Raw genomic sequence first — 22931 nt, forward strand, 5'->3', positions numbered from 1 at the left:
GTAGGCAACGGACTGACCATTAGCCAACATTTTGAGCACTTCTGCTTTGAAATCTGCATCGTACTTCCGACGTTTTTTTACGTACTGCATAGTCTTGCTAAGTTAAGCAAGTTTACTGTGCCGATAAACCGGACCATCTCATATTACCAAATTTAGTATATAGCTGGGACATGGACAACTTCCTGCTTCTGAGTGGCATTACCCACTAATCGGGTAGTTCCATAACGGCCAGGTAGACCAGTTTAAGCAGGTTCCTGTCTGAGGTGAGCACGCCTTTGGCCTTACTTACTTTCCTGATTTGTCTGTGCATTCCTCAATGGCATTGGTCGTATAAATAACTCGTCGGATATCGGTGTCATACACATAGAAGGCTGACAGGTTCACCCAGAAGTCCACCTAAGGTTTAACCAACAAAGGATACTTATTTCCCTATTTTTCCTCAAATTCAACCAGATTCTCATAGTCTAGATATGCGCTAACAGTCTTATTGAACGGTTTTATATTTTGGGCTACAGCCCCTTTGTCCTTTCAAAGATATAGCGTAGGCAGGTTCATGTTTGGTGAATGTACTAAGCAGGCCCTGGTTTTAGGAAAGACTGCGGCGACCGCTTCACGGATATCATTCTCATGCACCTTTAAATGTCCCACGTTTAGACTCCTGACCGTCATGTGTTGCCCTGATAAAAGTTGACACCTTTTCGTGCCTCTTATAATTCTTACTTTCAAAAAACACCAATTATCGTAGCTTTTACTATACCTCCTACCTCTTTAGCTTTGGTCTCCCAAGCCGTTCAAGGGACTTAATCTTATGATCTTCAGATATCAGTAAGTTCTTGTCCAGCCTAGCCTGCAGTTGCTTAGCTGTAAACCCTACGTCCTGCCCTTTGATGGGTATGCCCTGATAGCAATAGCTGGAGTATTTCAATTTTCCTCCTTCCAACTGATACCTACATTCGATCCCCTTTTCTTTCAGCCGTCGCTCTATGTCTGCTGGGCTTTTTAATTTGGCCTTCAATGCTTCCTGAATGGCCAATTGAACTACTTGCTGAGCTTCTAATTGGTTAGGAGCTACATGCCGTAGCTGCCCTTCTTTGATTCGTTCTACTTTGGCAAAGCCCATTTCCTGACTTATCTCCCTGCATATTCGTTCGTTTCGGGCATAGTTATGTGAGGTAGCCAGAGCTGGACCTCCATCGGTAGGTACCCTGTTAATGTATATGTGAATATGCCGGTGAGGCTGGTCATGGTGTTGGTACACTACGATCTGATGATCGGTAGGATCAGCCCCCATCTTCTGACAGTAGCTATTCGCCGCTACGATCATCTGCTCCCGCGTAGGATGTTCCTCCGGCTTCCAGCTCAGGGAAGTGTGCCAGACGGGCTTCTTACACCGTCCGTAGGCAGCCTCTTGCTGCATCTCAGCGGCAATCCCTTTAGGATCCTGTGATATAACATTGTTGAGAAGCAATAACTCTGCTTTCCCTTTGATTATAGTCCCGTCCAGACGATACCCTGCACCATAGTGAATGGCTCCGTGGAAGTCTGAGCCGATAGTGGTTTTTGCAATCATTCCTTTAAGAGGTTTTTGAGTTTATCCAGCACTTCCAGCAGCGGCTTTTCATACAGGAGGCCTTTATGCGCATAGGCCGTTAGCTGATTTAGGTTATTCCCGATGCCCTGTAGATTTCTCTTTTCTTCCTTCTCAAAGCGGGCTTTTACCGGATGGTTTGTGCCCAGCCTCCGGAGGTAGTTCGATACGCTAAGACCAGCCAGGGTAGCGTTGGATTTGATGGTTTCATACTCTTTCTGATTGACCCGCAACAAGATCGTCTTATCTTTCTTTTCCCGCTTTGAAATAGTTGTCTTGCGGGGTTCATAATGAGGGTTATCTTCCATAGCTATGGTAGTAGGATTAACTAATAAGGGGCTTGGGGATGATCCCCAACAAGGCAAGGGAGGAACGACCGTTGTGTTTGTATATACTGTTCGTAAGAATGTATATACAAACACATGGCTTGCTTTACTCAGCAAAAAGGTCGTAGCATAATCGGGTCGAAAAAAGTCGAAACAGGCCGTATTGGTTAGTTTCAGTTCTATTTCGTTCGATTTGGGTTGAACTGGTTCGAATTAAGGTCACTTCTTGGGCTCCAAAGGCATCAGGATGGCATCATCAGTTTTCAGGTAGTAACAGTCCAGGCCTGCCCGGGTATCCGACAGGCTCTTTTGAGGTTTGAGAACCAGGTAATGTCTGCCTCTTATCTCTTCCACCCAACTCTCCTTAATTACCTGCCGAAATAGTCTGGCTTTGGGAGAGGCATTCAAAAGAGTATTCATTTCCTGGTAGTCCTGTGACTGGCTGACAAAGTAGGCCGTAATAAGTACTGCTACCAAACCAACTACCGAAGGTGCCAGCCACTTTCCCAGGCCGTACAGGAAAGCCTCCTTAGTATTGCAGAAATAGACCGGCTGGATTTGTCCCTTGATTAACCGACTGGCCTTATCGATGGACTGAACGGAGCTTTGCACCTCGTTATTGAACTGGTAAAACTTCTCGTTGATTTCGGTCATTAGAACTGCCGTCCATTCATCCATTTCAAAGCCGTATTTGGCCTGAAACTTTCCTTTGATCCGGATCAGTTCCTCCTTACTGATGGATGAGCTCATCTTTGAAATGATCGTTTAGTTCCTTGTTCAGCCGGATTCGTGCTCCTGTCTGGTACTCGTCGCGGCCGTATCCCCTCCTGATTCCATCCAGAATCTGGCTGCCCAGGTTAGAACCAGGATCAAAATCCCCAAAGGTTCTGAACCGTAGTCCCAGGTTCTCACAGTTTGCTTTCAGCTCCGTAGCCAAGGCAGGAAAGTTGTTGAAGGTGGTAATACTCTGCCATACGATGACCTGAAATTGCAGGTTCAGCGCTCTGAGCAGCCGCTGTAGATATTCAACTGATGCCTTGTAAGCTCCACCCCCGCCAATGACCACGTGAAAAACAGCCTGGTAATTCATAGCATCCGTAAATTCTTGGAATGGGAGATCACGCTCCAGCAGAGCTGGAAACTGTTCTGATTCCGGTGCCCCAAAGTCAAAGTAGATGCGCTGGAAAGGGGAATCTGACAGGCTCTCCAGATAAGAGATAAGATTGTCCCGGACCAGGACTTCTTTCTCATTCAGAAGAGACAGGGCTTCCATACGGGCTTCACCCAAAAATTTAAGCTGCCGACTGGAGGTTTCGGTCGAGCTGTCTACATCCACAAACAGGGTTTGTTCCGAGTGTTGATTAGCCAGGCCCAACAGGTAGGCCAGCAGGCTTTTACCCACACCACCCTTTGACTGTAAAATGAAATGAAGTTCTTTCATCGTTTTGAAAATTTAGATTTGACTGGATTATTTAAATTAAAGTTCTGATCATCGGGGTCCGTCCAGGAAACCTCCTTGCCTGACTCTTTCTTGCCCACAGGTACTTTACTCTCCCTGTGGGCACTACTTATTGTAGCGGGTCTGGACGTGGCTTTCCCGGAGAAATAGTACCGGCAATACTTAACATCGGCCTCGGAAACCATTTCTTCCTGCCCCAATTCCTGATTGATTAATCCGGCTATAAACCGTAGAGAGGCATTTAACTGAATGGTATCACTGAACAGGTCAAAAAGGACGCGTCTACGCTTTCGGTCCTGTTTCTGATATAGTTGAATCACAAGCTCTTTGCTCATTAGAAATGGGGTTTTGAGTTAAAAAGTCATTCAGGTCTTTATGACCGGAGTAAAAGACTGACATGTCAATCACCTGAGAATGCCCGGCTCTTAGTTGACCGGACGCTTTCATTCCTGCCTTGTCATTATCCAGAAAGAGATATAGTCGCTCGTACCTGGATATGTAGGCTGAGATACGGCTTAGAAAAGAAAGCGAATTCAAAATCAGGTAATCAGAATCAACTACATGAAAAACAGGCAGCATCTGGTAGGACAGAAAGTCCATGAAACCCTCGAAAATAGACAGCTTAGCTCCACCATTGGCAAGAAAGGAGATATCCTTCGGAGCCAGAGTGGATTTAAAACCCGGACCGCTCAGCTCATATCCTCGTGAGACATTTTCAAAGGCTATACTGCGAAACAGTCTGCCTTTATTTTCGTAGACCAGTTCCGTACAGAACTGGCTGGCGACATCAGGTGCAATCCCTCGTGACTGCAGGTACTCCATCAGCTTAGGATCTCGTAGCTCATGCTTTTCGATTACGTGTAGCCCTTTGCTTTTCCCCGTTGAGATGAAGCTGGCGGTTGGGTGCGGGTGAAAAGAAAAAAAGCTGCTTTTGATTTCCCCCATGACCCGCTTCACATCATCCGTCCGGAAAAGAAGACAGGCCAAGTCAATGAGGTTACCTCCTTTGCCAATTCCGTGATCATACCACAAATTCCTGTCAGCATCCACCTTGAAGGAAGCGGTCTGCTCGGTTTCACGAATCATGGATTGATACCAGTAGTTGGCACCTTTGATGCTGACAGGCTGAAAGCCTTTGACCGTTAAAAATTCCACCAGGGAATACTGTTGATTGATCTGTTTAGCATTCATATTTTTTCTTTTTCACCCGCAACTGTCCCGTCCCGTCCCATTTCCCGTTTGTCCCACTTGTCCCATTTGTCCCATTTTGAAAAACGGGCCTTGATAATCAGGGACTTAGCTTTTCATGCCTTTTTACCCCGGAAAAAATGGGACAAATGGGACGGAATGGAACAGATGGAACATCTGGGACAAGTGGGATTTATGGGACAAATGGGACAAATTCAGCTATTTTAAGCCTAAATGGGATAAGTGGGACGGAATGGAACATGTGGGACGAATGGGATAGTTGGGACAAATGGAACAAATGGGACAACTCAATACTAAATGGGACAAACGGGACAAGTGGAACAGTTGGGACAAATGGGACAAACGAAACGCTTATTCACTCAGCCATCGGTGAATGGTTGATCTTCCCCGATTTAAGATTCGTGCAATCTGATCTATTGATTTTCCCTGATTTCTGAGTTCCTTCGCCAGATCCTTTTGCTCGTCCTTTTCGGGCAGTACATCAGCACCTATATGCTGAGACTCGTCAATGTTATCCTGTACGAAATCGAACCACAACGAATCCGGATTCAGCCTCAGAAGCTTAGCTCCGTCCGTTTCCTCGCAGTGCCTGGATTTGGATCGCTTGAAGATTCGGTACTGAATATCCTGCTTGCTCTTCCGGAGAAACATATCACTGTCGGTCAAATCAGATTTGACACCCGAGCCACTCTGCAAATCACTATCCGTAAGCAGGTGCCGGGTGTGTTTTCGGGTATGGTCCGTAATGATGATCGTGGTATTGAGCATATCCCGTAGGGTCAGGATCAGGCGCATGGCCTTAGCCACCTCCTTGTTGTTATTGGTATCCGAATTCAGAAAAGCCACCCGAAAGTTGTCCAGGACAATCAGTACAGGCTTATGGATACTGGACATTTCAATAATGGCCTGGACTTCTTCTTCCAGGCTGTTTTTGGTAGTGTACACCAGGCTGCGGTAGTTAGGAAAGCTAATCGTACGAGGTGGCTCCTCGAACAGTTTGGAAAGTCGGCGGCTGATGGTGTCTTCGCTAAGCTCACAATTAATGAAAAGTGTGTTGCCATGGTACTCAATCGGCTCGTTCCAGAGGGACTCCCACTCGGCGGAAATAGCAATGCACAATTGCAGACCCAGTAAGGTTTTGCCGGTTCCGCGTTCGGCGGCGAAGATCACGGAGGAGTTCTCAAGGATGTAGTTGCCCAAGAGCCTCTTAAGTGGAGCGAGGGTTTTACCCCGGCGGGCCAGTTCTTCCATCCCTGAAAGGGATGAGCTGGATATAATCTTTCCTGCCAAATGGTTGGATAAACCATTCAGTCCGTTTATTTTTGTCATATCGGATTTCTTTTAAAGTTATTTGGGGATAGCGCGGACGAGGCGCTATCCCTTTTTCTTTTTCTTCTGATTGGAGTGCATGTATTCCAGCACTTCTGATTTAATGAAATAGATCCGCCGGTGCAGCCGGTGGTAAGGGAGTCCATCCTTCTGCCACTGGTGCAGGGTCACAAGCGACACGTCCAGTTCTTTGGCCATCTGGACTCGCGTCAGGAAGGGCTCCTGTTTAGGGGTGTCAAATTGTCCGTTGGGGTAGAGCGCCTTTCTGATTTCCTCCTGGATCAGATTACCGGCAAACGCCTTAAACTCCTCAAATTCGATAAGCACTAATTTCGTCATGGCGCAATGGGTTTATGATTTTGCTGGCCGAATATGGAGAGTGAATTTGAAAAATGTCGGTAGGAATCTGGTAGGAATAACCTAAACCGCGTTTAAACGCATCTGGACGGGTTTTGGAGGAGTGCTGGTTCAGGGGCCACTGACAAAAAAACAGCCAATTAGGATAAGTAAAATAAAGATTGAAGGTAAAATGGGGGCTGGTTGTTTAGCTGGATAGAGCCAAATTGACTCTAAATTGGAAGAGTTCCGACGGTATCTTTGGATAAGTTCTCTACTTCTGATACAGGATTCGTGAGTAGAAATACGGGAAGCAGGAAGAGACTGTAAACTGGAATGTAAACTAAACAAAAAACCGCTCGACAATCTATTGATTATCAAGCGGTTTGCTTTGCATTCTGTGGTGATGGACGGAATCGAACCGCCGACACAAGGATTTTCAGTCCTTTGCTCTACCAACTGAGCTACATCACCATTCAGTTGGCTTGTTTTGGGACTGCAAAAATAGGAGGCGACTTTTGCTTTGCAAAACATTTTTGCAAAATCTTTTCAATTACTTCACTACAGTAAACATCTGCCTGTACTAATAGGTTGATTTATCAGTTTTTACGTACTTATTCCTAAATTATTCCCAACTTATCCCTTGGCAGACAATTCCTTTTTTCGATATTTGTGATAGTATGCTTGCATACTATTGCCTGAACTAGTTTATACATCCTATATAAAGTAAGTGACTATGGAGCTTTTCCAACGCATCCTATTTGCTATTGTTTTAGGAACAGTAGGTTGGTTGATTTACCGTCGCATTAAATTAATAAGAGATACCATACGCCTGGGGCAACCCGAAGACCGCACTGACCGCCCTTCTGAGCGACTGGGCACAATGCTGCGCGTGGCATTCGGCCAGAAGAAAATGTTTGACCGGCCGCTGGTAGGTATTTTGCACTTTATACTTTATGCTGGCTTTCTGCTCATCAACATTGAAGTACTTGAAATCATCCTGGATGGCCTATCGGGGCAGCACCGGATGTTTGCCCCATTTTTTGGTACTGTCTACCACTACCTGATAGATTTCTTTGAGTTTCTGGCGGTAGCGGTGCTGGTGGTCTGTGTTATATTCTTGATACGCCGAAATATTGTACGGGTAGACCGCCTACAGGCGGAGCGCCACCGTGAACTCATCGGATTTCCCTCGGTGGATGGTAACCTGATCCTGATCTTTGAAATTGTGCTCATGCTCGCTATTCTGACGATGAACGCGGCCGACACTGTATTGCAGGATATGAACAGCGCTCACTATACCCCGACGGGCGACTATATGTTCAGCCAGTTTCTGAAGCCACTCTTTGCGGGCTGGAGCGAAGGAGGCCTGATTGCCCTTGAGCGGGGAGCCTGGTGGTTTCATATCCTGGGCATACTAGGATTTGCCCTGTACGTGACCCATTCCAAGCACCTGCACATTGCGCTGGCATTCCCTAATACGTACTTTGCCCGGCTGGCTCCCCGGGGCAAAATGGAAAATATGCCTGCCATTACCAAAGAAGTAAAACTAATGCTGGGCATGGATACCGCTACTGATGCCCCACCTACCGAAGGTGGCTCGGATATTCCCGAGCGTTTTGGGGCAAAGGACGTCATGGACCTGCACTGGAAAAACCTGATGGATGCCTACTCCTGTACCGAATGCGGACGCTGTACGGCCAACTGTCCGGCTAATATTACGGGGAAGCTCCTTTCGCCGCGCAAAATCATGATGGATACCCGCGACCGACTGGAAGACCTGGGGCGTAACATGCAGGCCAACGGAGGTAAGGTGGTGGAAGACGGGAAAGCCCTGTTGGGCGACTATATCCTGGTAGAAGAAATAATGGCCTGTACCACCTGCACCGCCTGCGTGGAAGCCTGTCCGGTACTGATTAATCCGCTGGACATTATTCTGCAGCTGCGTCGCTACAAGATTATGGACGAAGCTCAGGCGCCCGGCTCCTGGAACATGATGTTCCAGAACATGGAAACCAGTCAGGCTCCCTGGAAATTTTCACCCGGCGACCGGTTCAACTGGGCTAATAATTTAAAATGATACTCCTAAACCAGACCAAAGAGTATTTACTATGGAGTATAACCATTTACAGAAGCAACTGGAAAAAGTTCTGGCGGGTAAGCCCATTGCCAAAGCATACCTTTTTGGGTCGCGTGCCCGGGGCGAGTCCCACCCCGAAAGCGACTTCGATATTTTAGTTGAGCTTGATGGGAAACTCACGCTTTTTGAACTGGCGCGAATCCAGCTTGACATCGAAGATGCGCTGGGACATAGGGTAGATATAGTAACCAGCGAAGGGGTACGGCCTCGTCTTAAACCCTATATTGAAGCTGATAAAATACTAGTGTATGAAAAGTAATTTGGGTGATAAAGAACGCCTGATTCATATACTGGAATGTATTATCTTGATAGAGGAGTTTACGGTCGGCGTTGACTACCCCTCCTACAACCAGGACTTAAAACTCCGCCTGGCACTCGTCAAGCTGCTTGAAACTATCGGGGAAGCCGCAGGCTTTGTTAGCTCAGAGCTGAAAAATGAGTTTGATGAGGTGGACTGGCGGGTCTTAAAGGCTGTTCGTAACCTGCTTATTCACGAATATTTTGGTATCAATTACGAGATAGTATGGGAATCAATTCGAAATGATATCCCACCTCTCAAAGAAAAGGTCAACCATATACTTAAAAAGAAATTTCCGGCTCCATGAGCGATAACACCTCCATAGCCGGGCTGGCCGCCAAAAGCGAGAATATGATGTTTCAGAACATGGAAAACAGCCAGTATCCATGGAAAATTTCACCTGGCGACCGGTTCTACTGGGCCAGTAGCCTCAGACAGTAACACTAAATAAGATGGAAGTCCTGCTTATATTTGGGCTTATAGCCTTGTTCCTCGTTGGCTTGGGTATCTTTATCTGGAAAAAGGAGGCTACGTACCTGCTGGCCAATTTCCCAAAGGACCCCCGGCAGATTCGCGACCCGAAGGGGCTCGCGCGTTGGGCAGGATTGTTCCTGCTCATGCTGGCCGGAATTATGCTGCTGGAAGGTTTCCTGCTCTGGAAGCTGGAAGGTACCCGCTACGAACTGGTACCGGCAGTAGTAATGATACCGGTCGTAAGTTTGCTGACTATACTCTTTTTAGTGGGCGGACAGCGCTTTATTTCATACAAAAATTGATATTACCGGCTCTATATAAGTACCTACTGAAAATATATGTCTGATACCACCTATCAAGTACCTACCATGGCCGAAATGGCCGCCAATGGCGAAACGCCCGAAATTCTGTTCTGGGTGGGCTGCCTGGGGTCGTTTGACGACCGCTACAAAAAAGTGACGATTGCCTTTGTAAAGATATTGAATAAAGTAGGGGTGAAGTTTGCGGTGCTGGGTACCGAAGAAAGCTGCACCGGCGACCCCGCCCGGCGGGCCGGCAACGAGTTTCTTTTCCAGATGCAGGCCATGACCAATATTCAGGTGCTGAACATGTACGAGGTGAAGAAAATAGTGACGGCCTGCCCGCACTGCTTCAATACGCTCAAAAACGAGTACCCCGAGCTGGGCGGCAACTACGAAGTCATTCACCACTCTACCTTCCTGCAGCAGCTTATCAACGAAGGACGAGTACGCCTGGAAGGCGGAGGTACCTTCAAAGGCCGCAAGATTACCTTTCATGACCCCTGCTACCTGGGCCGGGCTAACGGGGTATACGAAGCGCCGCGTGAGGTAATGGAGGCGCTGGATGCCGAGCTGGTGGAGATGAAACGCATTCGTTCCAAGGGCCTGTGCTGCGGAGCTGGGGGTGCCCAGATGTTCAAAGAACCGGAGCCGGGCCGTAAGGATGTCAATATTGAACGTACCGAAGAAGCACTCAACACCGGAGCCGACACCATAGCCGTGGCTTGCCCGTTCTGTATGGTGATGATGACGGATGGTGTAAAAAACAAAGAGCGCGAGGATTCGGTAAAGGTACTGGACCTGGCCGAGCTGATTGCCCAGGGGCAAGGGCTGTAACAAGAGCTACTATTTCATCTTCAAACAACGAAGGCGGGTACCCCACAAAGGTATCCTCTTTTGCTTCATACCCACTTCCGCATAAGGTCGTCGGTTTGCGGGTCGGTACCCAGCAGGAAGGTAGCTTCGCCTACTTTTTCGAAACTCAGCTTCTGGTAAAAGCGCACCGCCCGCGGGTTTTGCGGCCACACGCCGAGCCACGCCAGCTCGTAGCCTTCCGAATGCATCCAGTCCAGGCAGTGCTGCATGAACAGCCGGGCCAGTCCGGTACCCTGCTGGGGCGTATCCACATAAAATCGTGCTATCTCTACGGCTTTCGGCTCCGGCGCGGGAGGAAGCGGGCTGTCCAGCATCAGCTTTGTGTAGGCAAGAATATGCTTCTGTTCCACCGCCAGCCAGTACCTTACCTGCGATTTATTAAAATCAGCCGCAAAGGGTACTTCGGAAAACGCCTGCTGTACGTACAAAGCCATATTATCTGGTGTATTGAGTGCTTGGTAAGTATCAATAAACAGGCGCTGGCTGAATTGGCGTAAGGGTTCTAAGTCCTCGGGTAAAGCTATTCGGTAGTGTATCATTTCCTTTATAGTTTTTCCACAGAGTTAGGAGAGTACCTACACAGCGTTTCACAGAGGTATTACTCTTTGAACTCCGTGCTATAATTCCCTAAACTCCGTGGTAAAAATAGAGGCTTCCGAAGCTGCTTTACAAGTTTCTTAGTTTTTAAAACTCAGTAGGTACCCCGTCAAGTCGGCCAGGGCCTGCTCGTCGAGACCCAGTACCGTGGGCTCCGGCATGAGCGACTGCGGCATCTTTATCTTATCCTTGATCTGACTGGCTTTGATGGCGTGTTGTTTACCGGCGGCATCTTTAAGTACTACCGTAGCACCGTCGCTGAGCAGGAAGCCAAAGTAGGTATCGCCTTTTTTAGTAGTTACCGTGTACGCTTCGTAGCCGAATACCATACTGGCCGACGGATTCACGATGGCATCCAGCAGCGCCAGCTTGTCAAACTTCTGGTGAATCTGGGTCAGGTCAGGGCCTATTTCCGCGCCGTTTTCACCGTGGCGGTGGCAGGTGGCGCAGTTGGTAGCGAAGAGAGTTTTGCCTTTCTCCGCATTTCCGTTCATGCGGGCGATGAAGTCTATTTTAAGTACCTTTCCGTTGCGCGGAAAAAACTGACTCGCCAGTACCCGCACGTTCTGATCGGGATTGGCGAATATTTGCTCGCTCACTGCCTCGGTAATGGGCTCCGGTAGCTGTCCCTGCGCTTTCAGATCTACCAGCATGTTTCCCCCGTCGGCATCGGATGCCATCTTTTTTGCTGATTCTATCCGGGCCTCCAGGGGCTGGTTCTTGTCGGCCACCTGCTTTTTCAGGTTCAGCATCTGCCGGTAAGCAGGCGTAGTGGCCTGCGCGGTAGCTACTTCCCAGTCCAGCAAGTCGGCCCAGTCGTTGGTTTTTCGGAAATTGAGCCACCAGCCCGCCCCCGTGGCTACGTCGGGCAAAGCAGAAGCCGATAAACCCAACATGGCTTCCGCCGCTTTTTTATCCTGAATAAAACCCAGCGCTGTCAATGCCTTACGCCGCTCGTCGGCCGATACTTTGGCCGAACCGGCCCGTAGTTTCAGGTCCTCTACCGCCTGCCGGGGGTGCAGCCGCCAGGTCAGGTTGGCCCGCTGCGGCGACCAGACTTCCGGCTCGCCCTTATACAGCTCACGAACCAGTTGATACGTTTCATTTTCTTTTCCGTCGGCAGCCGTACCCAGGGCTTCGAGATACCAGCGGTCCTGTCCGTTGTACTGTTTCAGCAGCTTTGTAAGTACTGGTTTGGCTTGCTCAAAAGGTACATCGCGCAGGGCAATGGCAACCTCCCGGCGCACGGCGGCATTGGCATCATCGGCCATGAGCAGCGCGTAGGGGAGTACATCTTTAGTAATAGCCCGCAGGGCGCGAAAGGCCGTCAGGCGCAAGTTTTCGTCGGTACTTTGCAGGAGTTTTTCGGTTTCCTTTATCCCCAGCTTACCCAACTGCGGCAGCAGCCACACCGCCCGGGCCCGGTGGTAGGGATTTTCGGCCGAAAGTAAGGTTCTTACCTCACCCACTACCGCTTCACCTTTGCGGCGGAGGGCTTCAAAACCCAGCAGCCGCACATTCACCGCCGGACTTTTCAGAGCATCAATCATGCCTGCTGTAGTAGTAAGATTAAGTACCGGAGTACTAAGTTTTTTACCTTTGGGCGTAACGCGGTAGATGCGGCCGTAGCCTTTTTTGTCGTGCATGGCGTGGCCCCCCACGATGGGGTCGTACCAGTCGGCGATGTAAAGGGCGCCGTCGGGACCGGCGGCTATGTCGGAGGGGCGAAACCACTTGCGGGTGTCGGTATTGGTCTCAAACCATTCGTAACGCTCGGAAGCCTGTGGGAAGGAGCTAATCAGGTCGCGGCGCTGTAATTTAAATCCAGCGCCATCCTTCTGGGGCTGATAGGCAAATACTACGTTACGCCCGGCCTCGCAGCTCAGCAACGTACCCCGGTACTGCGGCCCCAGCGCATCGCCTTCGTAGTAAAGTACTCCGGTGGGTGAGCCCGCGCCGGTGTTATCGCCCGCAGGCATAACGCCCGGGTCTTCCTGGTGCCAGTGGGAGGTGAACATATCCTGACCGGGACGGCGGTCGGCCTGCCAGTAGCGGGTACCATCGGCGGAGAAGTACCCGGCGTTGCCGTTTTCGGGCAGGAAGGAGGTACGGCAGGTAATGACCTGGTCGTCGTTGTCGTTCTGCCACATGTTGCCGTAGCTGTCGAGAGCTACCTCGTAGTTGTTCCGAAAATTATGCCCCAGTACCTTCAGTCCGGTGCCGTCGGGATTGATGCGCAGCGCCAGTCCGCCTACCCACACGCGGCCATCGTCCGACTTTCTGTTGCCCCCATTTTCTTTGTTGTAGGGGGTACCACCGGTGTAGAGGCTGCCACTTCGGAGCGTCCAGCCGCTGCGGTCGGTCACCGTGTGCGGACCGGCGTTGCCGGTATTGAAGTACCAGCGACCGTCGGGTCCGGCTACCAGGGCGTGCAGGGAGTGGTCGTGGTCAAAGCCGCCGAAGCCGGTCAGCAAGACCTCGCGGCGGTCGGGGCGGTCGTCGCCATCGTCGTCGGTGTACACCAGCAGGTTGGGTGCACAGGATACAATCACTTTATTACCAATGACCGCTATCCCCAGCGGGGCCGTCAGCAGCGAATCTTCTACGAATACCTTAGAGCTTTCGGCTTTGCCGTCGCCGTCTTTGTCTTCCAATATCACCACGCGGTCGCCCTTTCGCCGGTGCGACAGCCGCTCGCCCGGCTTGGTGTTGAAGTCGCGGTAGTTGACGGCTTCGGTAATCCATACCCGGCCCCGGGCGTCGATGTCCATGTTGGTCGGATTATGAAACATCGGTGCTTCGGCCCATAGCGTCACGTCCAGGTCGTCAGGTACGTACAGTCGGGAGGAATCTTCTGCCGCTACGGGTATTGAAGCGGACTTTTGCGGAGTGGGTGCAGGCAGGTAGGAGGTACCGGCCAGTGCGCTAACAACAGCAGCCAGGGTGAAGGCGACCCGTCTGGGTAAGGGAAGAGGCAGAGATATAGTCATGGGTAAGTACCTGTATTATTAAATGCTTAAAATGTGCCGCCACTACGGGGCTTCTTTACTTGGGATAAAAACTTCTGGTATCGTCGGCTGTACAAGTGTATTCCGACCCTGCAACCTACTGGTTTAAGTTAAAACCTAACCACCTAACTCCTACCATCCTAAAACTTAAACAGCTTCTCGAGGTACTGGCGGTTGTGGCGGTAGCAATCTACAATATCGGCGTCTTTGGGGCTGGCCCACTCAATCTGCATCCAGCCCTGGTAGCCAATGTCCTGAACGGCGCGGGCAATGCGGGGCCAGTCGAGGGTACCTTCGCCGAGGCGGAAGCCATTTTCCTTCATGTGAATCTCGCAAATCTGCTCTTTGCCCAGCAGCGGTATCTCCTCGTATATATCGTAGCCGGCGTCGGCCGCGTTGCGGAAGTCATAGTATACCTTTACGGCCGGTGAGCCGACTGCCTGCATGATGTCCAGATGCTCCTGCGCGCTCAGGTACGATTCTATACCTAATATAACTTTCTGCTTTTCGGCGTGGGGCGCTACTTTCTTAAGACGCTCAATGACCGCTTTTTTACCGGCTTCATCGTTCCGAAGGTCTCCTTTTGAGAAAAAGGCCAGCAACACCACCGGTGCCCCCAGTGCTTTGGCGGCGTCTACACTATTCCACACCCACTCCTCCGTCCGGGCTTCTGACTTGTAGGGTACCTGATTCAGCTGCCCGATAGCCAGGCTTGATACCCGCACGCCCGTGCGTTTGGCCGCGTCACGAATAGACCGCAGCGTAGCCTGATTGGATAGCCCTGCCTCATCCTTACCCGTATTATAGCTGACCTGCAGGCCCTGTAGGCCAATCTGACGGGCCAGATCGAAGGCTTCGGGACTCATGGCTTTTCCTACCGACCAGTCGCAGGCACCCAGGTGATAGTGGGGTTTCGGTGCGGCGGAGAGGTCAAGGGTGGCGGTTGCGCCCAGCCACAAGGCAGCTCTTTGAATGGCTTCTCGGCGAGTAAGCATGATTTTTTTGTTTACATTTATATAAAAAATGAAAAGTAGTCAATCTACTGTAACCGAACCCGGAGCTGGCGGTGTACGTTGAAATTAGACAAAAAGGAAATAATTCAGCTTTGAATATTTTATCAATTCAGTACTAATCAATTCTTCTACAACTATGTATGTTCCATTTGACAAGATAGATTTTGGTGCCCGCCTTTGGATTTACCAAGCTTCCCGTGAACTTACCGACGCGGAAGTAGGTACTATAACCGAAACTCTCAAGGCCGCCCTCGATGACTGGGAGGCCCATAATAAGCCTTTGCTCTCGTCGGGCAAGGTTTTTCATAATCGTTTTGTGGTGATAGCGGTGGACGAAAAGCGCGAGCTGCCCAGCGGCTGCTCCATTGACAAAACCGTACACTGGCTGCAGGAAATCGGGCAAAGGCTCAACGTTGATTTCTTCGACCGTTCGGTTGCCTACCTGGATGCCCAGGGTAAAGTAAAAACCCTATCCATCGCTGAGGTCAAGCAGGCCATTGCCGACGAACAGCTTACACCTTCTACCACCGTGTTTGACAATCTGGTCAGTACCAAGTCGCAGTGGATGACCCGCTGGAAAGTAACGGCTGGCAGTACTTGGCTGAAGCGGTACTTTAAGCAGCAAACCACCTGAGCGTTTTGAAAGGTGCCCATTCGGAAGTAGATTTGCCCTGTACTTTATCTGATTCCGAATGAGACTTTTGACGATAGCAGGCGTAGTAACCTTGTGCCTCTGGCTAACGGGCTGTAACGACCCCAACACCGTATATAAAGCTTACGAGGATATTGATGATGGCCTTTGGTACGTCAATAATACCCCTACTTTCAAGATTGAAATTACAGACAGTACCCAGCGCTACAACCTCTACTACTTGGTACGGAACGGCCTGCAGTACCCGTACTATAACCTGTACCTGACGCGCAAAATTACCGGGCCGGACGGGCAGGTACTGTCGGCCCGCCTGGAAGAGCTGTATTTATCCAATGAAACCACCGGCAAACCGTACGGAAGTGGCTTAGGCGACCTGTTTGACCACAAGATTCCTTTTCTTCAGAATTACCGCTTTCCCCGCACGGGTACCTATACCCTCACCATTGAGCAGTCTATGCGTCAGAACCCGCTTCCATTTATACTGGGCATTGGGGTAAGCGTAGAAAAAGCTGGTCCAGGTACCCCTTAAGCTCACTTTATGCTTTCTTTTCTTCCCTTATTCCCGCTGAATCTGGTAGCTTATCCCGGTGAGGTACTTAATCTGCATATTTTTGAGCTTCGCTACCGGCAGCTTGTCAATGAATGTATTGACGAGCAGAAAACCTTTGGTATACCCGTTTACCTGAACGACAACTTGCCGGGCTTCGGTACCGAGGTAGAGATAGTGGCTCTGCACAAGCGCTACGACGATGGCCGGATGGACATATCTACCAGGGGTCGGCGCGTATTTGAGGTAGAAAACTTTGAAAACCCCGTGGAGGGAAAGCTTTATGCCGGAGGTGAAGTTACGTTTTCAACCGACCTGGTGGATCTCAGCCAGCCCCTGCCCGAGCTGCTGAAGCTACTCGACAGCCTGTACGAGCTACTTTCTATCAGTGTAGAATATGACAAAGAAGCAACGCAGTTTTCTTTTCAGGTGGCTCACAGGATAGGGATGTCGCTGGACGACGAGTACCAGCTACTCACCATGCCGCGGGAAAGTGAGCGACAGCAGTTCCTGATCCGGCACCTACAGAAAGTACTACCCATTGTAGCCGACATGGAGCACACCAAAGCCCGTATTAAGCTAAACGGCCACTTCAAGAACCTTGATCCTCTGAACTTTTAGGTCCCGGCGGAGATGGACGGGGAGCCCGCGGGGGCCTGGGCGTACCGGGGGTAGTACCTTCGGGTTGATTGGAGGCTGGTTTGTTCCGGTTTCGATGGCGGGGTGGACGGCGGCGTTTGGGCGGTTCTTCCCTATCCGGACGCCCTACTTCTTTGGCTTTTTCTTCGGCTACTTCCTGCTCGGGTTCGCCCAGCAGGTACCCGTAGGGTTCAAGACTGGGATTGGAGTCCAGTATTACTTTTGTAATGGCGGTCAGCGGTAAGGCCAGGATCAGGCCGGATAGCCCCCACAGTTGTCCCCCCAGAAACAACGCCACAATGGCCGCCAGCGGATTGATACTTACCTTGGAACCCACAATATTGGGCGTAATGAAGTTACCTTCCAGAAACTGCACAAAGGCCATAACCCCGATAACCCCCAGCGCATAAATAGGCGAGTCTTCGGTGACGATACTCATAAGGGCCGGCAGGATGGAGCCAATCAAGATACCGACGTAGGGAATCAGGATCAGGAAAGCCGCCAGAAAACCAAAGAAGATGGCGTTGTCAATGCCCAGCAGCAGCAGACCTATGGTATTCAATATACCCACGATTCCTATGACCAGCACCAGGCCGGCCAGGTAGCTCCGGATGACAACGTAAATTTTCTGTAGGATCTGGTCCAGCCTGTTGTCCGGCACCCGCTTGAACGCTTTGTGCAGAAAGCGCCGGAAGAAGTCGCGGTAGAGCAGGAAAAAGAAAACGTAAAGAGGTACCAGTATGGCCGTAGTGAGGGTACCGGTGGTAGATACAATGGTATTGAGCAACATGGTACGACTTTCGCCCAGCGCGTTCAGAAAGTACCTTTTCCCTTCGGTTACCTGCTGGGTACGGCTTACATTAAAGTACCGCTCCCCCATGGTAAGCAGCTGCTCGAGCAGGCTCTCCGCTTTTTGGGTAATGCGGGGAATCTCATCGGCAAAACCGGCGATCTGGATGGAAGCCAGGTAAATCAGTCCGGCCAGTACCACGATAAAAATAAGGAGGCTAATCAGGATAGCGAGCACCCGCGGTATACGCCAGCGCTCAAAACGCAGGCACAGGGGATGCAGCAGAATAGCGAACAAAACCGAAAAAGCCAGGGGAATCAGGGTTTCCCGGAGTACGAAAAGAATATAGACGCCCGCCAGTAACGCCACCAGAATAGAGGCGATTTTCAGGTAAGCAGGCAATTTCATATCTTTGGTTTGTTCAGAACCCGTAGAGGCGTTCATATATTATGAAGATTTTTTATCTGTGGTTTTTATTTAAAACAATGCTGTGCGGCTGTCAGCCAGACCGCCAGCAACATAGCTTCGACAAGGTACGCCCGAAGTACAAAATTACCAAAACTGGTACCTTACCGGCTGTGGTCAGGGAGAGTTCGGGACTGGCCCGGGTACGGGGTAAAAGTACCTTCTGGACCCACAATGACAGCGGAGGAGCGGCTGAATTATACGAAATAGACCAACGGGGGGCTCTGGTTTCCACCTTTCAGGTACCTGACGTCTCCAATGTTGACTGGGAAGACCTGGCCCAAAGCCCGGAAGGCATCCTGTACATAGCCGATACGGGCAACAACGACAACACCCGCCGCTCTCTGCGTATCTACGCCGTTTCCACCGAAAGCACTGCTATTCAAACCATTACCTTTCGCTACGCCGACCACACCCACTCAGACGCTCAATACTTCGACAGCGAAGCCCTTTTTTACCACAATCAGAAACTGTATTTATTCTCCAAAAACAGGATCAAAACGGAGCAGTACCACAAGCTATACGAACTACCAGCCCAGCCGGGCGACTATGTGGTATCCGCTACCGACAGTATTCTTATACAGGGACAAGTAACGGGTGCCGACATCAGCCCGGATGGCCGGACATTCGCCCTACTAACTTATGGTAAAATCTTATTGTTTGGAATTCGGGCCGGAAAGATAGATTTCAGCCAGCCGCAGGAATGTATCCGGTTTGTAAAAAAGCAAACGGAAGCAATTTTGTTTCTGAATAATACCGACCTGCTGGTGACGAATGAACAAAGGCAGCTATTCCGGTTAACGCGCCGTTGATGTTAAATTTGTGTTAAGACTCCAGCCCTAGGAGTAATATCAGTTTCGCATCTGCTAATTTCGAATCACTAATAGTACCTCCAATAAAAGCACCGTATGAGCGCCGCAAAAGCAACCCAGGTAGTTCCGAAAGTACTCGTGGTTGACGATGATCCGGATATTGTAGAACTGCTGGAATATAACCTTCAGAAAGAAGGCTATGATGTAGAGACGGCTTCCAATGGAAAAAAAGCGATTGAGATAGCCAAAGATTTTGTTCCGGACCTGATCCTGCTGGACATTATGATGCCTCAGCTCGATGGCATCGAAACTGCCCGTATCCTGCGTCAGACGGCCGAACTTCGCCACGTGTATATCCTGTTTCTTACGGCACGGTCAGAAGAGTACTCAGAGGTAGCGGCATTTGAAATAGGCGCCGACGACTACATTACCAAGCCCATAAAGCCCCGGGCCCTGATGAGCCGCATCAACGCACTCTTCCGCCGGGAAGCCCAAAAGGCCGACCCCGGTGATGAAGTCACGCTGGTCGACCTTTCGATTAATCGTAAGAACTATACGGTTACGCAGGGCAATAAATCGATTATTCTTCCCAAGAAAGAATTTGAGCTCCTGTTCTTTCTGGCCCAGAGCCCCAACAAAGTATTCAGCCGCGAAGAGCTGCTTCAGAAAATCTGGGGAGCTGATATTTATGTACTGGAGCGTACCGTTGATGTACATATCCGGAAGCTCCGCGAAAAGCTGGGCGAAGGCTACATCAAAACGCTCAAGGGGGTTGGGTACATGGTAACCGACCAACCCGAGTAAACCCCTTTCTGTTTGCCTTACTCACTACCGGGGATCGCTGTCTCCGGCTTTGTAAGCATCGTACTCTTCCAGCACCTTTACCATATCCAACTCTGACTTGAGGTTTAGCTGCTGCTCTTTGATGTTATACTCCATCAGCTTTCGCTTATCGCTCAGCAGACTGATCAGCTTCTTTTTATCGCCTTTCTTGATGGGGTGCATCTTACCCTGCTTCAGAATATACAGGTTTTCGCTGGGAACAAACCGGTTGACCCTGGTGGCCGAATTATACTGCTTCTCTTCGCGTTGCCTGGTTTCAAAGCGCTTGAGCATTTTGGTATTACCGTCGTGCAGTACCCGGTAAAAACTCGCTTCGGTCTGGTCATCAACTGCTGGAAACCCCCGGCGGAAAATGTACAGTGCGTCGCCGGTGGGCATCACAAACTCTACGATTTCTTTGGCACCCACCCGGTATAGCTTGCCTTCGTTTTCGTATTCGAGTTCATCTTTAAAAATATCGTACTTCATTTTTACGCCATCCACCACTTTATCGTTTGTGGTGCGGATGGTCCCGGTTATCCACTGGTCGTTGAGCAGATAAGGAGATCCGTCGGTATCCGTATATTTGTATTCTGATACAACGCGTCCATTGACGTCGGTCATGTACTGAGCGTGGGCAGGTACCAGGAACGCTGCTACTACCAGGCTCGCGATGAATTTTTTCATGGTTATTACAGGTTATGATTTCTTACCGAAATTATAAATGAATTAAGTGAAAAAGTGTGATTTAATATAATTGGCCCTTAATCTCACATTTTTTCGTGAGGCCAGCTATCTTGTGCATATTTTTGTTAAAAAATTGTTCCAACGATTTTGTATCTCAACGAACAGATCCTTCATATTCGTCAGAGTCTGGCCGGAATCGGTCCTGAACTCTTTCTGACCCTGCTTTTTCTATTTCTTCTTACGGCCGAACTACTACTTACCCCCCGGTTTGGCAAAGACAAGACCGCCCGCTGGCTACAGCTGGCTACTATAGTCGGGGCTTTGCTGACTTTGGGGCTGGTACTTGCACAGTGGGAAAACGAACCGGCCTACCGGTTTGAGCCCCTGCTGTTTCTGGACGCCAAAGCGGTTTTCTTCAAAGGGCTGGTAGTAGTTGCCTGGCTGGGTACCTTGCTGCATATCCGGTACCTGCGCTATAACTTTCCTATCGAGTTGAACGCGATCATGGTGGTGGCGGTACTAGGTATGTGCCTGCTGTGTATGGCCACCCATCTGCTGACTATTTATCTTTCGCTGGAATTGCTGTCTCTGTGTTCGTACCTGCTGGTGGCTCTTTCGCCTTACCGCAAAGCCGCTGAGGGCGGGATCAAGTACTTGCTGTACGGTGCCATCAGTTCCGCCATTATGCTCTATGGTATATCACTGCTGTATGGTCTTACGGGTACCCTCGATATTACAAACGAAGCCATGCGGGCCGGACTGGCTGCTAATCCACCCTTCGTTATGCAGGTAGCTCTGCTGCTCACGCTGGGCGGTCTGCTCTTTAAGCTATCGCTGGTACCTTTTCACGTCTGGACCCCCGATGTGTACGAGGCGGCTCCCACTCCGCTGGTTTCGTTTGTGTCGGTCGCCCCCAAAGCCGCCGCGCTTCTGGTACTGATGCGGCTTTCGAACGCACTACCGCCCGACCTGCTCCCCACGCTGGGCGGCATTGCCCTGCTCAGCATAACAGCGGGTAACGTCGCGGCGCTCTGGCAGCAGAATGCCCGTCGTCTGCTGGCCTACTCGTCCATTGCCCAGGCCGGGTACCTGATTGTGGGCGTAGTAGCTTACACCGAACCGGGCTTTGAAGCGGCTACCTTTTATACCGCCGCCTACGTAGTACTTAACATGGCTGCTTTCTTTCTGATTGACCTGCTGCATCCCCGCTCCGATACCTCGCTGCCTGCCTTCGCGGGCCTGGGGCGACGGCAGGCGGGGGTAAGTGTGGCGCTTACGCTGGTAATGGTGGCGCTGGCGGGCCTGCCCCCTACGGTAGGCTTTACGGCCAAGTGGCTGGTGTTCTCGGCCCTTTGGGATAGTTACCAGCAAGCCAATGAGTCGTGGATGCTGTGGCTGCTCATCGGGGGTATTCTCAATGCCGCCATTTCTTTGGCCTACTACCTGCGTCTGCCGTTTTTGCTCTTTTTCCGGACCGAAACCGAAAGCCACACTGCCCTTTCCGCTACCGACCAGGCTGCCAACCGGGTACTGGCGGGACTCTTACTGGCGCTGGTGGTACTTTTATTCTTTAAGCCTGGCTGGCTCATGCACTGGATCGGGCAGCTATAAATGTAGGTAAAGTAGCATCACTACTGCCGTACGGGCTTTACCGTGTAGCCCTGCTTTCTGAGTAAAGTTATTACTCCTTCTTCACCGCCCAAATGTGCGGCACCAACAGCAAAAAAGGTAGGTTTCTGCGTCATCATAGTTGCCATGAGGGGTATCCACCGGCGGTTGCGCCCGTTGAGTAGTACTTCTTCCTGGCCCTGCATGTCAAAGTCGCTTTCGCGGGTCATGCGGTACAGCCCGGCTACATCCTGCTTCTTATACAGGTCCACCATTTGTACAAATTCCGTACGGGCTTTGGGTAAATTATCAATCATCTGTACCAGCATCCGGGCCTGGTCCTGGTAAGGAATGCTATCAAAAACGGCCATTTGCTCCTTAACCGTTTCCAGCCCTACTACCTCCATTTGCTGTTTTTTAGCCAGTCCCATCAGCATCATTTCGTAAGACTGCGGCTGACAGTTCAGGACCCGGTTAAAGAGCAGACTCATCAGGACAAACGGCTTGGCCCGCTCAAACGGACCAATGTTCATGCCCACCGAATCCCGAAAAAACCGGTTCAGCCGGGTGTAGTCGGTTTGGTTCAGCAGGCCACTCAGCTGTTTATTCTCCTGCATCAGCATGAGCTGAGCCATAGACATCATCATACCGGGATCATCCATGTCCAGCTCCAGGGCCAGCTGTTCGGTGCGCTGGAGGCGTTGCTTTAACGTATCGCTTAGCACGAAGTCGCCAGGGCAGATCAGGTGTATGGTACCGTATAGGTACGAGGGCCTGGTTAGGCCCTTACCGGTGATCTCCCACAGCAGCGACGGTTCGGCCGGAGCCTGCGCCCGGACCGTAAATCCCGCTACGGTCAAAACCACAAGTAGCCAATGGTATCTTTTTTTTATCATATCGGTAAATCTTTTTTTGTCTGTTTCTATTTAAAATTTACAATTATGTGCTCCTCAGGGG

The 22931-nt window shown here is 50.4% G+C and carries 26 protein-coding genes and 1 tRNA gene; 12 read left to right on the plus strand and 15 right to left on the minus strand.

Annotated features, from left to right (window positions below; translation table 11 throughout):
• Window positions 1-760 precede the first annotated feature (760 nt).
• The 9 genes from VGN67_RS03845 to VGN67_RS03885 all read right to left on the minus strand — a co-directional run bounded on the left by VGN67_RS03845 (window position 761) and on the right by VGN67_RS03885 (window position 6721).
• Complete coding sequence (locus VGN67_RS03845; protein ID WP_327485450.1) at window positions 761-1570, minus strand: relaxase/mobilization nuclease domain-containing protein; 810 nt, start codon at window positions 1568-1570, stop codon at window positions 761-763.
• Window positions 1567-1896: a plasmid mobilization protein gene (locus VGN67_RS03850; RefSeq protein ID WP_327485451.1), complete on the minus strand. Its 330-nt coding sequence runs from the start codon at window positions 1894-1896 to the stop codon at window positions 1567-1569. Before VGN67_RS03850 ends, VGN67_RS03845 begins: the two co-directional genes overlap by 4 nt.
• Before the next feature lie 237 nt (window positions 1897-2133).
• Window positions 2134-2664 carry a hypothetical protein gene (locus VGN67_RS03855; protein ID WP_327485452.1) on the minus strand — a complete coding sequence of 177 codons (531 nt, stop codon included), beginning with the start codon at window positions 2662-2664 and terminating at the stop codon, window positions 2134-2136.
• Window positions 2645-3355: a hypothetical protein gene (locus VGN67_RS03860; RefSeq protein ID WP_327485453.1), complete on the minus strand. Its 711-nt coding sequence runs from the start codon at window positions 3353-3355 to the stop codon at window positions 2645-2647. Before VGN67_RS03860 ends, VGN67_RS03855 begins: the two co-directional genes overlap by 20 nt.
• Complete coding sequence (locus VGN67_RS03865) at window positions 3352-3708, minus strand: hypothetical protein (RefSeq protein ID WP_327485454.1); 357 nt, start codon at window positions 3706-3708, stop codon at window positions 3352-3354. The genes VGN67_RS03860 and VGN67_RS03865 overlap by 4 nt, the downstream gene beginning before the upstream one ends.
• On the minus strand, window positions 3656-4564 hold the full coding sequence (locus VGN67_RS03870) for a toprim domain-containing protein (RefSeq protein WP_327485455.1): 909 nt from the start codon (window positions 4562-4564) through the stop codon (window positions 3656-3658). The genes VGN67_RS03865 and VGN67_RS03870 overlap by 53 nt, the downstream gene beginning before the upstream one ends.
• Before the next feature lie 369 nt (window positions 4565-4933).
• A complete protein-coding gene (locus VGN67_RS03875; protein WP_327485456.1) occupies window positions 4934-5911 on the minus strand; it encodes an AAA family ATPase in 978 nt (325 codons plus the stop codon).
• A gap of 45 nt (window positions 5912-5956) precedes the next feature.
• The gene (locus VGN67_RS03880) at window positions 5957-6250 is read right to left on the minus strand and encodes a helix-turn-helix domain-containing protein (RefSeq protein ID WP_327485457.1); all 294 of its coding nucleotides are present in this window, start codon (window positions 6248-6250) and stop codon (window positions 5957-5959) included.
• A 398-nt stretch (window positions 6251-6648) separates the two neighbouring features.
• Window positions 6649-6721: transfer RNA gene (locus tag VGN67_RS03885), tRNA-Phe, on the minus strand.
• A 262-nt stretch (window positions 6722-6983) separates the two neighbouring features.
• Between VGN67_RS03885 and VGN67_RS03890 the strand changes: the two genes are divergently transcribed.
• The 6 genes from VGN67_RS03890 to VGN67_RS03915 are packed head-to-tail and all read left to right on the plus strand — an operon-like array spanning window position 6984 to window position 10295.
• The gene (locus tag VGN67_RS03890; RefSeq protein ID WP_327485458.1) at window positions 6984-8327 is read left to right on the plus strand and encodes a (Fe-S)-binding protein; all 1344 of its coding nucleotides are present in this window, start codon (window positions 6984-6986) and stop codon (window positions 8325-8327) included.
• Window positions 8328-8358: 31 nt separating this feature from the next.
• Window positions 8359-8646 carry a nucleotidyltransferase family protein gene (locus tag VGN67_RS03895; protein ID WP_327485459.1) on the plus strand — a complete coding sequence of 96 codons (288 nt, stop codon included), beginning with the start codon at window positions 8359-8361 and terminating at the stop codon, window positions 8644-8646.
• Entirely contained in the window at window positions 8636-8992 is a 357-nt protein-coding gene (locus VGN67_RS03900; protein WP_327485460.1) for a DUF86 domain-containing protein, read from the plus strand. Before VGN67_RS03895 ends, VGN67_RS03900 begins: the two co-directional genes overlap by 11 nt.
• On the plus strand, window positions 8989-9126 hold the full coding sequence (locus VGN67_RS03905; RefSeq protein WP_327485461.1) for a hypothetical protein: 138 nt from the start codon (window positions 8989-8991) through the stop codon (window positions 9124-9126). The genes VGN67_RS03900 and VGN67_RS03905 overlap by 4 nt, the downstream gene beginning before the upstream one ends.
• A gap of 11 nt (window positions 9127-9137) precedes the next feature.
• Window positions 9138-9461: a DUF3784 domain-containing protein gene (locus tag VGN67_RS03910; RefSeq protein ID WP_327485462.1), complete on the plus strand. Its 324-nt coding sequence runs from the start codon at window positions 9138-9140 to the stop codon at window positions 9459-9461.
• A 36-nt stretch (window positions 9462-9497) separates the two neighbouring features.
• Window positions 9498-10295, plus strand: coding sequence for a (Fe-S)-binding protein (locus tag VGN67_RS03915; RefSeq protein WP_327485463.1), 798 nt, complete (start codon window positions 9498-9500; stop codon window positions 10293-10295).
• Window positions 10296-10360: 65 nt separating this feature from the next.
• On the opposite strand, the gene VGN67_RS03920 is transcribed toward VGN67_RS03915, so the two are convergent.
• The 3 genes from VGN67_RS03920 to VGN67_RS03930 all read right to left on the minus strand — a co-directional run bounded on the left by VGN67_RS03920 (window position 10361) and on the right by VGN67_RS03930 (window position 14934).
• Window positions 10361-10873 (minus strand): GNAT family N-acetyltransferase, encoded by a 513-nt coding sequence (locus VGN67_RS03920; RefSeq protein ID WP_327485464.1) that lies wholly within the window; start codon window positions 10871-10873, stop codon window positions 10361-10363.
• A gap of 138 nt (window positions 10874-11011) precedes the next feature.
• Window positions 11012-13921, minus strand: a complete 2910-nt coding sequence (locus tag VGN67_RS03925) for a PVC-type heme-binding CxxCH protein (RefSeq protein WP_327485465.1) — start codon at window positions 13919-13921, stop codon at window positions 11012-11014.
• 158 nt (window positions 13922-14079) lie between these two features.
• Entirely contained in the window at window positions 14080-14934 is an 855-nt protein-coding gene (locus tag VGN67_RS03930) for a sugar phosphate isomerase/epimerase family protein (RefSeq protein WP_327485466.1), read from the minus strand.
• Between the two features lie 154 nt (window positions 14935-15088).
• On the opposite strand from VGN67_RS03930, the gene VGN67_RS03935 reads away from it, so the two are divergent.
• Genes VGN67_RS03935 through VGN67_RS03945 form a run of 3 tightly spaced genes read left to right on the plus strand, consistent with a single transcriptional unit; the run spans window position 15089 to window position 16772 of the window.
• On the plus strand, window positions 15089-15586 hold the full coding sequence (locus tag VGN67_RS03935; protein WP_327485467.1) for a hypothetical protein: 498 nt from the start codon (window positions 15089-15091) through the stop codon (window positions 15584-15586).
• 58 nt (window positions 15587-15644) lie between these two features.
• On the plus strand, window positions 15645-16133 hold the full coding sequence (locus tag VGN67_RS03940; protein ID WP_327485468.1) for a gliding motility lipoprotein GldH: 489 nt from the start codon (window positions 15645-15647) through the stop codon (window positions 16131-16133).
• 9 nt (window positions 16134-16142) lie between these two features.
• Window positions 16143-16772, plus strand: a complete 630-nt coding sequence (locus VGN67_RS03945; protein WP_327485469.1) for an LON peptidase substrate-binding domain-containing protein — start codon at window positions 16143-16145, stop codon at window positions 16770-16772.
• Here the strand turns inward: VGN67_RS03945 and VGN67_RS03950 are convergent.
• Entirely contained in the window at window positions 16744-18024 is a 1281-nt protein-coding gene (locus VGN67_RS03950) for an AI-2E family transporter (protein WP_327485470.1), read from the minus strand. The genes VGN67_RS03945 and VGN67_RS03950 overlap by 29 nt on opposite strands.
• A gap of 5 nt (window positions 18025-18029) precedes the next feature.
• Here VGN67_RS03950 and VGN67_RS03955 point away from each other — a divergent pair, with 5 nt between their 5' ends.
• Together VGN67_RS03955 and VGN67_RS03960 are read left to right on the plus strand one after the other, a co-directional pair.
• The gene (locus tag VGN67_RS03955; RefSeq protein ID WP_327485471.1) at window positions 18030-18857 is read left to right on the plus strand and encodes a hypothetical protein; all 828 of its coding nucleotides are present in this window, start codon (window positions 18030-18032) and stop codon (window positions 18855-18857) included.
• A gap of 96 nt (window positions 18858-18953) precedes the next feature.
• The gene (locus VGN67_RS03960; protein ID WP_327485472.1) at window positions 18954-19661 is read left to right on the plus strand and encodes a response regulator transcription factor; all 708 of its coding nucleotides are present in this window, start codon (window positions 18954-18956) and stop codon (window positions 19659-19661) included.
• A 24-nt stretch (window positions 19662-19685) separates the two neighbouring features.
• Here VGN67_RS03960 and VGN67_RS03965 read toward each other — a convergent pair whose 3' ends face one another.
• On the minus strand, window positions 19686-20366 hold the full coding sequence (locus VGN67_RS03965; protein WP_327485473.1) for a hypothetical protein: 681 nt from the start codon (window positions 20364-20366) through the stop codon (window positions 19686-19688).
• A gap of 147 nt (window positions 20367-20513) precedes the next feature.
• Between VGN67_RS03965 and VGN67_RS03970 the strand changes: the two genes are divergently transcribed.
• Window positions 20514-21977 (plus strand): NADH-quinone oxidoreductase subunit N, encoded by a 1464-nt coding sequence (locus VGN67_RS03970; RefSeq protein ID WP_327485474.1) that lies wholly within the window; start codon window positions 20514-20516, stop codon window positions 21975-21977.
• A gap of 20 nt (window positions 21978-21997) precedes the next feature.
• On the opposite strand, the gene VGN67_RS03975 is transcribed toward VGN67_RS03970, so the two are convergent.
• Window positions 21998-22870 carry a TraB/GumN family protein gene (locus tag VGN67_RS03975; RefSeq protein WP_327485475.1) on the minus strand — a complete coding sequence of 291 codons (873 nt, stop codon included), beginning with the start codon at window positions 22868-22870 and terminating at the stop codon, window positions 21998-22000.
• Window positions 22871-22931: the final 61 nt, after the last annotated feature.

It is taken from the genome of Telluribacter sp. (assembly GCF_035998675.1).
Lineage (GTDB): Bacteria > Bacteroidota > Bacteroidia > Cytophagales > Spirosomataceae > Telluribacter.

What these genes read in the sequence shown, in the direction of transcription:
- VGN67_RS03860 (WP_327485453.1), bottom strand. Translation starts at nt 3,355, where the DNA reads ATGAAAGAACTTCATTTCATTTTACAGTCAAAGGGTGGTGTGGGTAAA.
- VGN67_RS03915 (WP_327485463.1), top strand. Translation starts at nt 9,498, where the DNA reads ATGTCTGATACCACCTATCAAGTACCTACCATGGCCGAAATGGCCGCC.
- VGN67_RS03905 (WP_327485461.1), top strand. Translation starts at nt 8,989, where the DNA reads ATGAGCGATAACACCTCCATAGCCGGGCTGGCCGCCAAAAGCGAGAAT.
- VGN67_RS03910 (WP_327485462.1), top strand. Translation starts at nt 9,138, where the DNA reads ATGGAAGTCCTGCTTATATTTGGGCTTATAGCCTTGTTCCTCGTTGGC.
- VGN67_RS03925 (WP_327485465.1), bottom strand. Translation starts at nt 13,921, where the DNA reads ATGACTATATCTCTGCCTCTTCCCTTACCCAGACGGGTCGCCTTCACC.
- VGN67_RS03865 (WP_327485454.1), bottom strand. Translation starts at nt 3,708, where the DNA reads ATGAGCAAAGAGCTTGTGATTCAACTATATCAGAAACAGGACCGAAAG.
- VGN67_RS03875 (WP_327485456.1), bottom strand. Translation starts at nt 5,911, where the DNA reads ATGACAAAAATAAACGGACTGAATGGTTTATCCAACCATTTGGCAGGA.
- VGN67_RS03850 (WP_327485451.1), bottom strand. Translation starts at nt 1,896, where the DNA reads ATGGAAGATAACCCTCATTATGAACCCCGCAAGACAACTATTTCAAAG.
- VGN67_RS03975 (WP_327485475.1), bottom strand. Translation starts at nt 22,870, where the DNA reads ATGATAAAAAAAAGATACCATTGGCTACTTGTGGTTTTGACCGTAGCG.
- VGN67_RS03845 (WP_327485450.1), bottom strand. Translation starts at nt 1,570, where the DNA reads ATGATTGCAAAAACCACTATCGGCTCAGACTTCCACGGAGCCATTCAC.
- VGN67_RS03960 (WP_327485472.1), top strand. Translation starts at nt 18,954, where the DNA reads ATGAGCGCCGCAAAAGCAACCCAGGTAGTTCCGAAAGTACTCGTGGTT.
- VGN67_RS03945 (WP_327485469.1), top strand. Translation starts at nt 16,143, where the DNA reads ATGCTTTCTTTTCTTCCCTTATTCCCGCTGAATCTGGTAGCTTATCCC.
- VGN67_RS03940 (WP_327485468.1), top strand. Translation starts at nt 15,645, where the DNA reads ATGAGACTTTTGACGATAGCAGGCGTAGTAACCTTGTGCCTCTGGCTA.
- VGN67_RS03930 (WP_327485466.1), bottom strand. Translation starts at nt 14,934, where the DNA reads ATGCTTACTCGCCGAGAAGCCATTCAAAGAGCTGCCTTGTGGCTGGGC.
- VGN67_RS03890 (WP_327485458.1), top strand. Translation starts at nt 6,984, where the DNA reads ATGGAGCTTTTCCAACGCATCCTATTTGCTATTGTTTTAGGAACAGTA.
- VGN67_RS03855 (WP_327485452.1), bottom strand. Translation starts at nt 2,664, where the DNA reads ATGAGCTCATCCATCAGTAAGGAGGAACTGATCCGGATCAAAGGAAAG.
- VGN67_RS03920 (WP_327485464.1), bottom strand. Translation starts at nt 10,873, where the DNA reads ATGATACACTACCGAATAGCTTTACCCGAGGACTTAGAACCCTTACGC.
- VGN67_RS03955 (WP_327485471.1), top strand. Translation starts at nt 18,030, where the DNA reads ATGAAGATTTTTTATCTGTGGTTTTTATTTAAAACAATGCTGTGCGGC.
- VGN67_RS03895 (WP_327485459.1), top strand. Translation starts at nt 8,359, where the DNA reads ATGGAGTATAACCATTTACAGAAGCAACTGGAAAAAGTTCTGGCGGGT.
- VGN67_RS03965 (WP_327485473.1), bottom strand. Translation starts at nt 20,366, where the DNA reads ATGAAAAAATTCATCGCGAGCCTGGTAGTAGCAGCGTTCCTGGTACCT.
- VGN67_RS03900 (WP_327485460.1), top strand. Translation starts at nt 8,636, where the DNA reads ATGAAAAGTAATTTGGGTGATAAAGAACGCCTGATTCATATACTGGAA.
- VGN67_RS03935 (WP_327485467.1), top strand. Translation starts at nt 15,089, where the DNA reads ATGTATGTTCCATTTGACAAGATAGATTTTGGTGCCCGCCTTTGGATT.
- VGN67_RS03870 (WP_327485455.1), bottom strand. Translation starts at nt 4,564, where the DNA reads ATGAATGCTAAACAGATCAATCAACAGTATTCCCTGGTGGAATTTTTA.
- VGN67_RS03950 (WP_327485470.1), bottom strand. Translation starts at nt 18,024, where the DNA reads ATGAACGCCTCTACGGGTTCTGAACAAACCAAAGATATGAAATTGCCT.
- VGN67_RS03880 (WP_327485457.1), bottom strand. Translation starts at nt 6,250, where the DNA reads ATGACGAAATTAGTGCTTATCGAATTTGAGGAGTTTAAGGCGTTTGCC.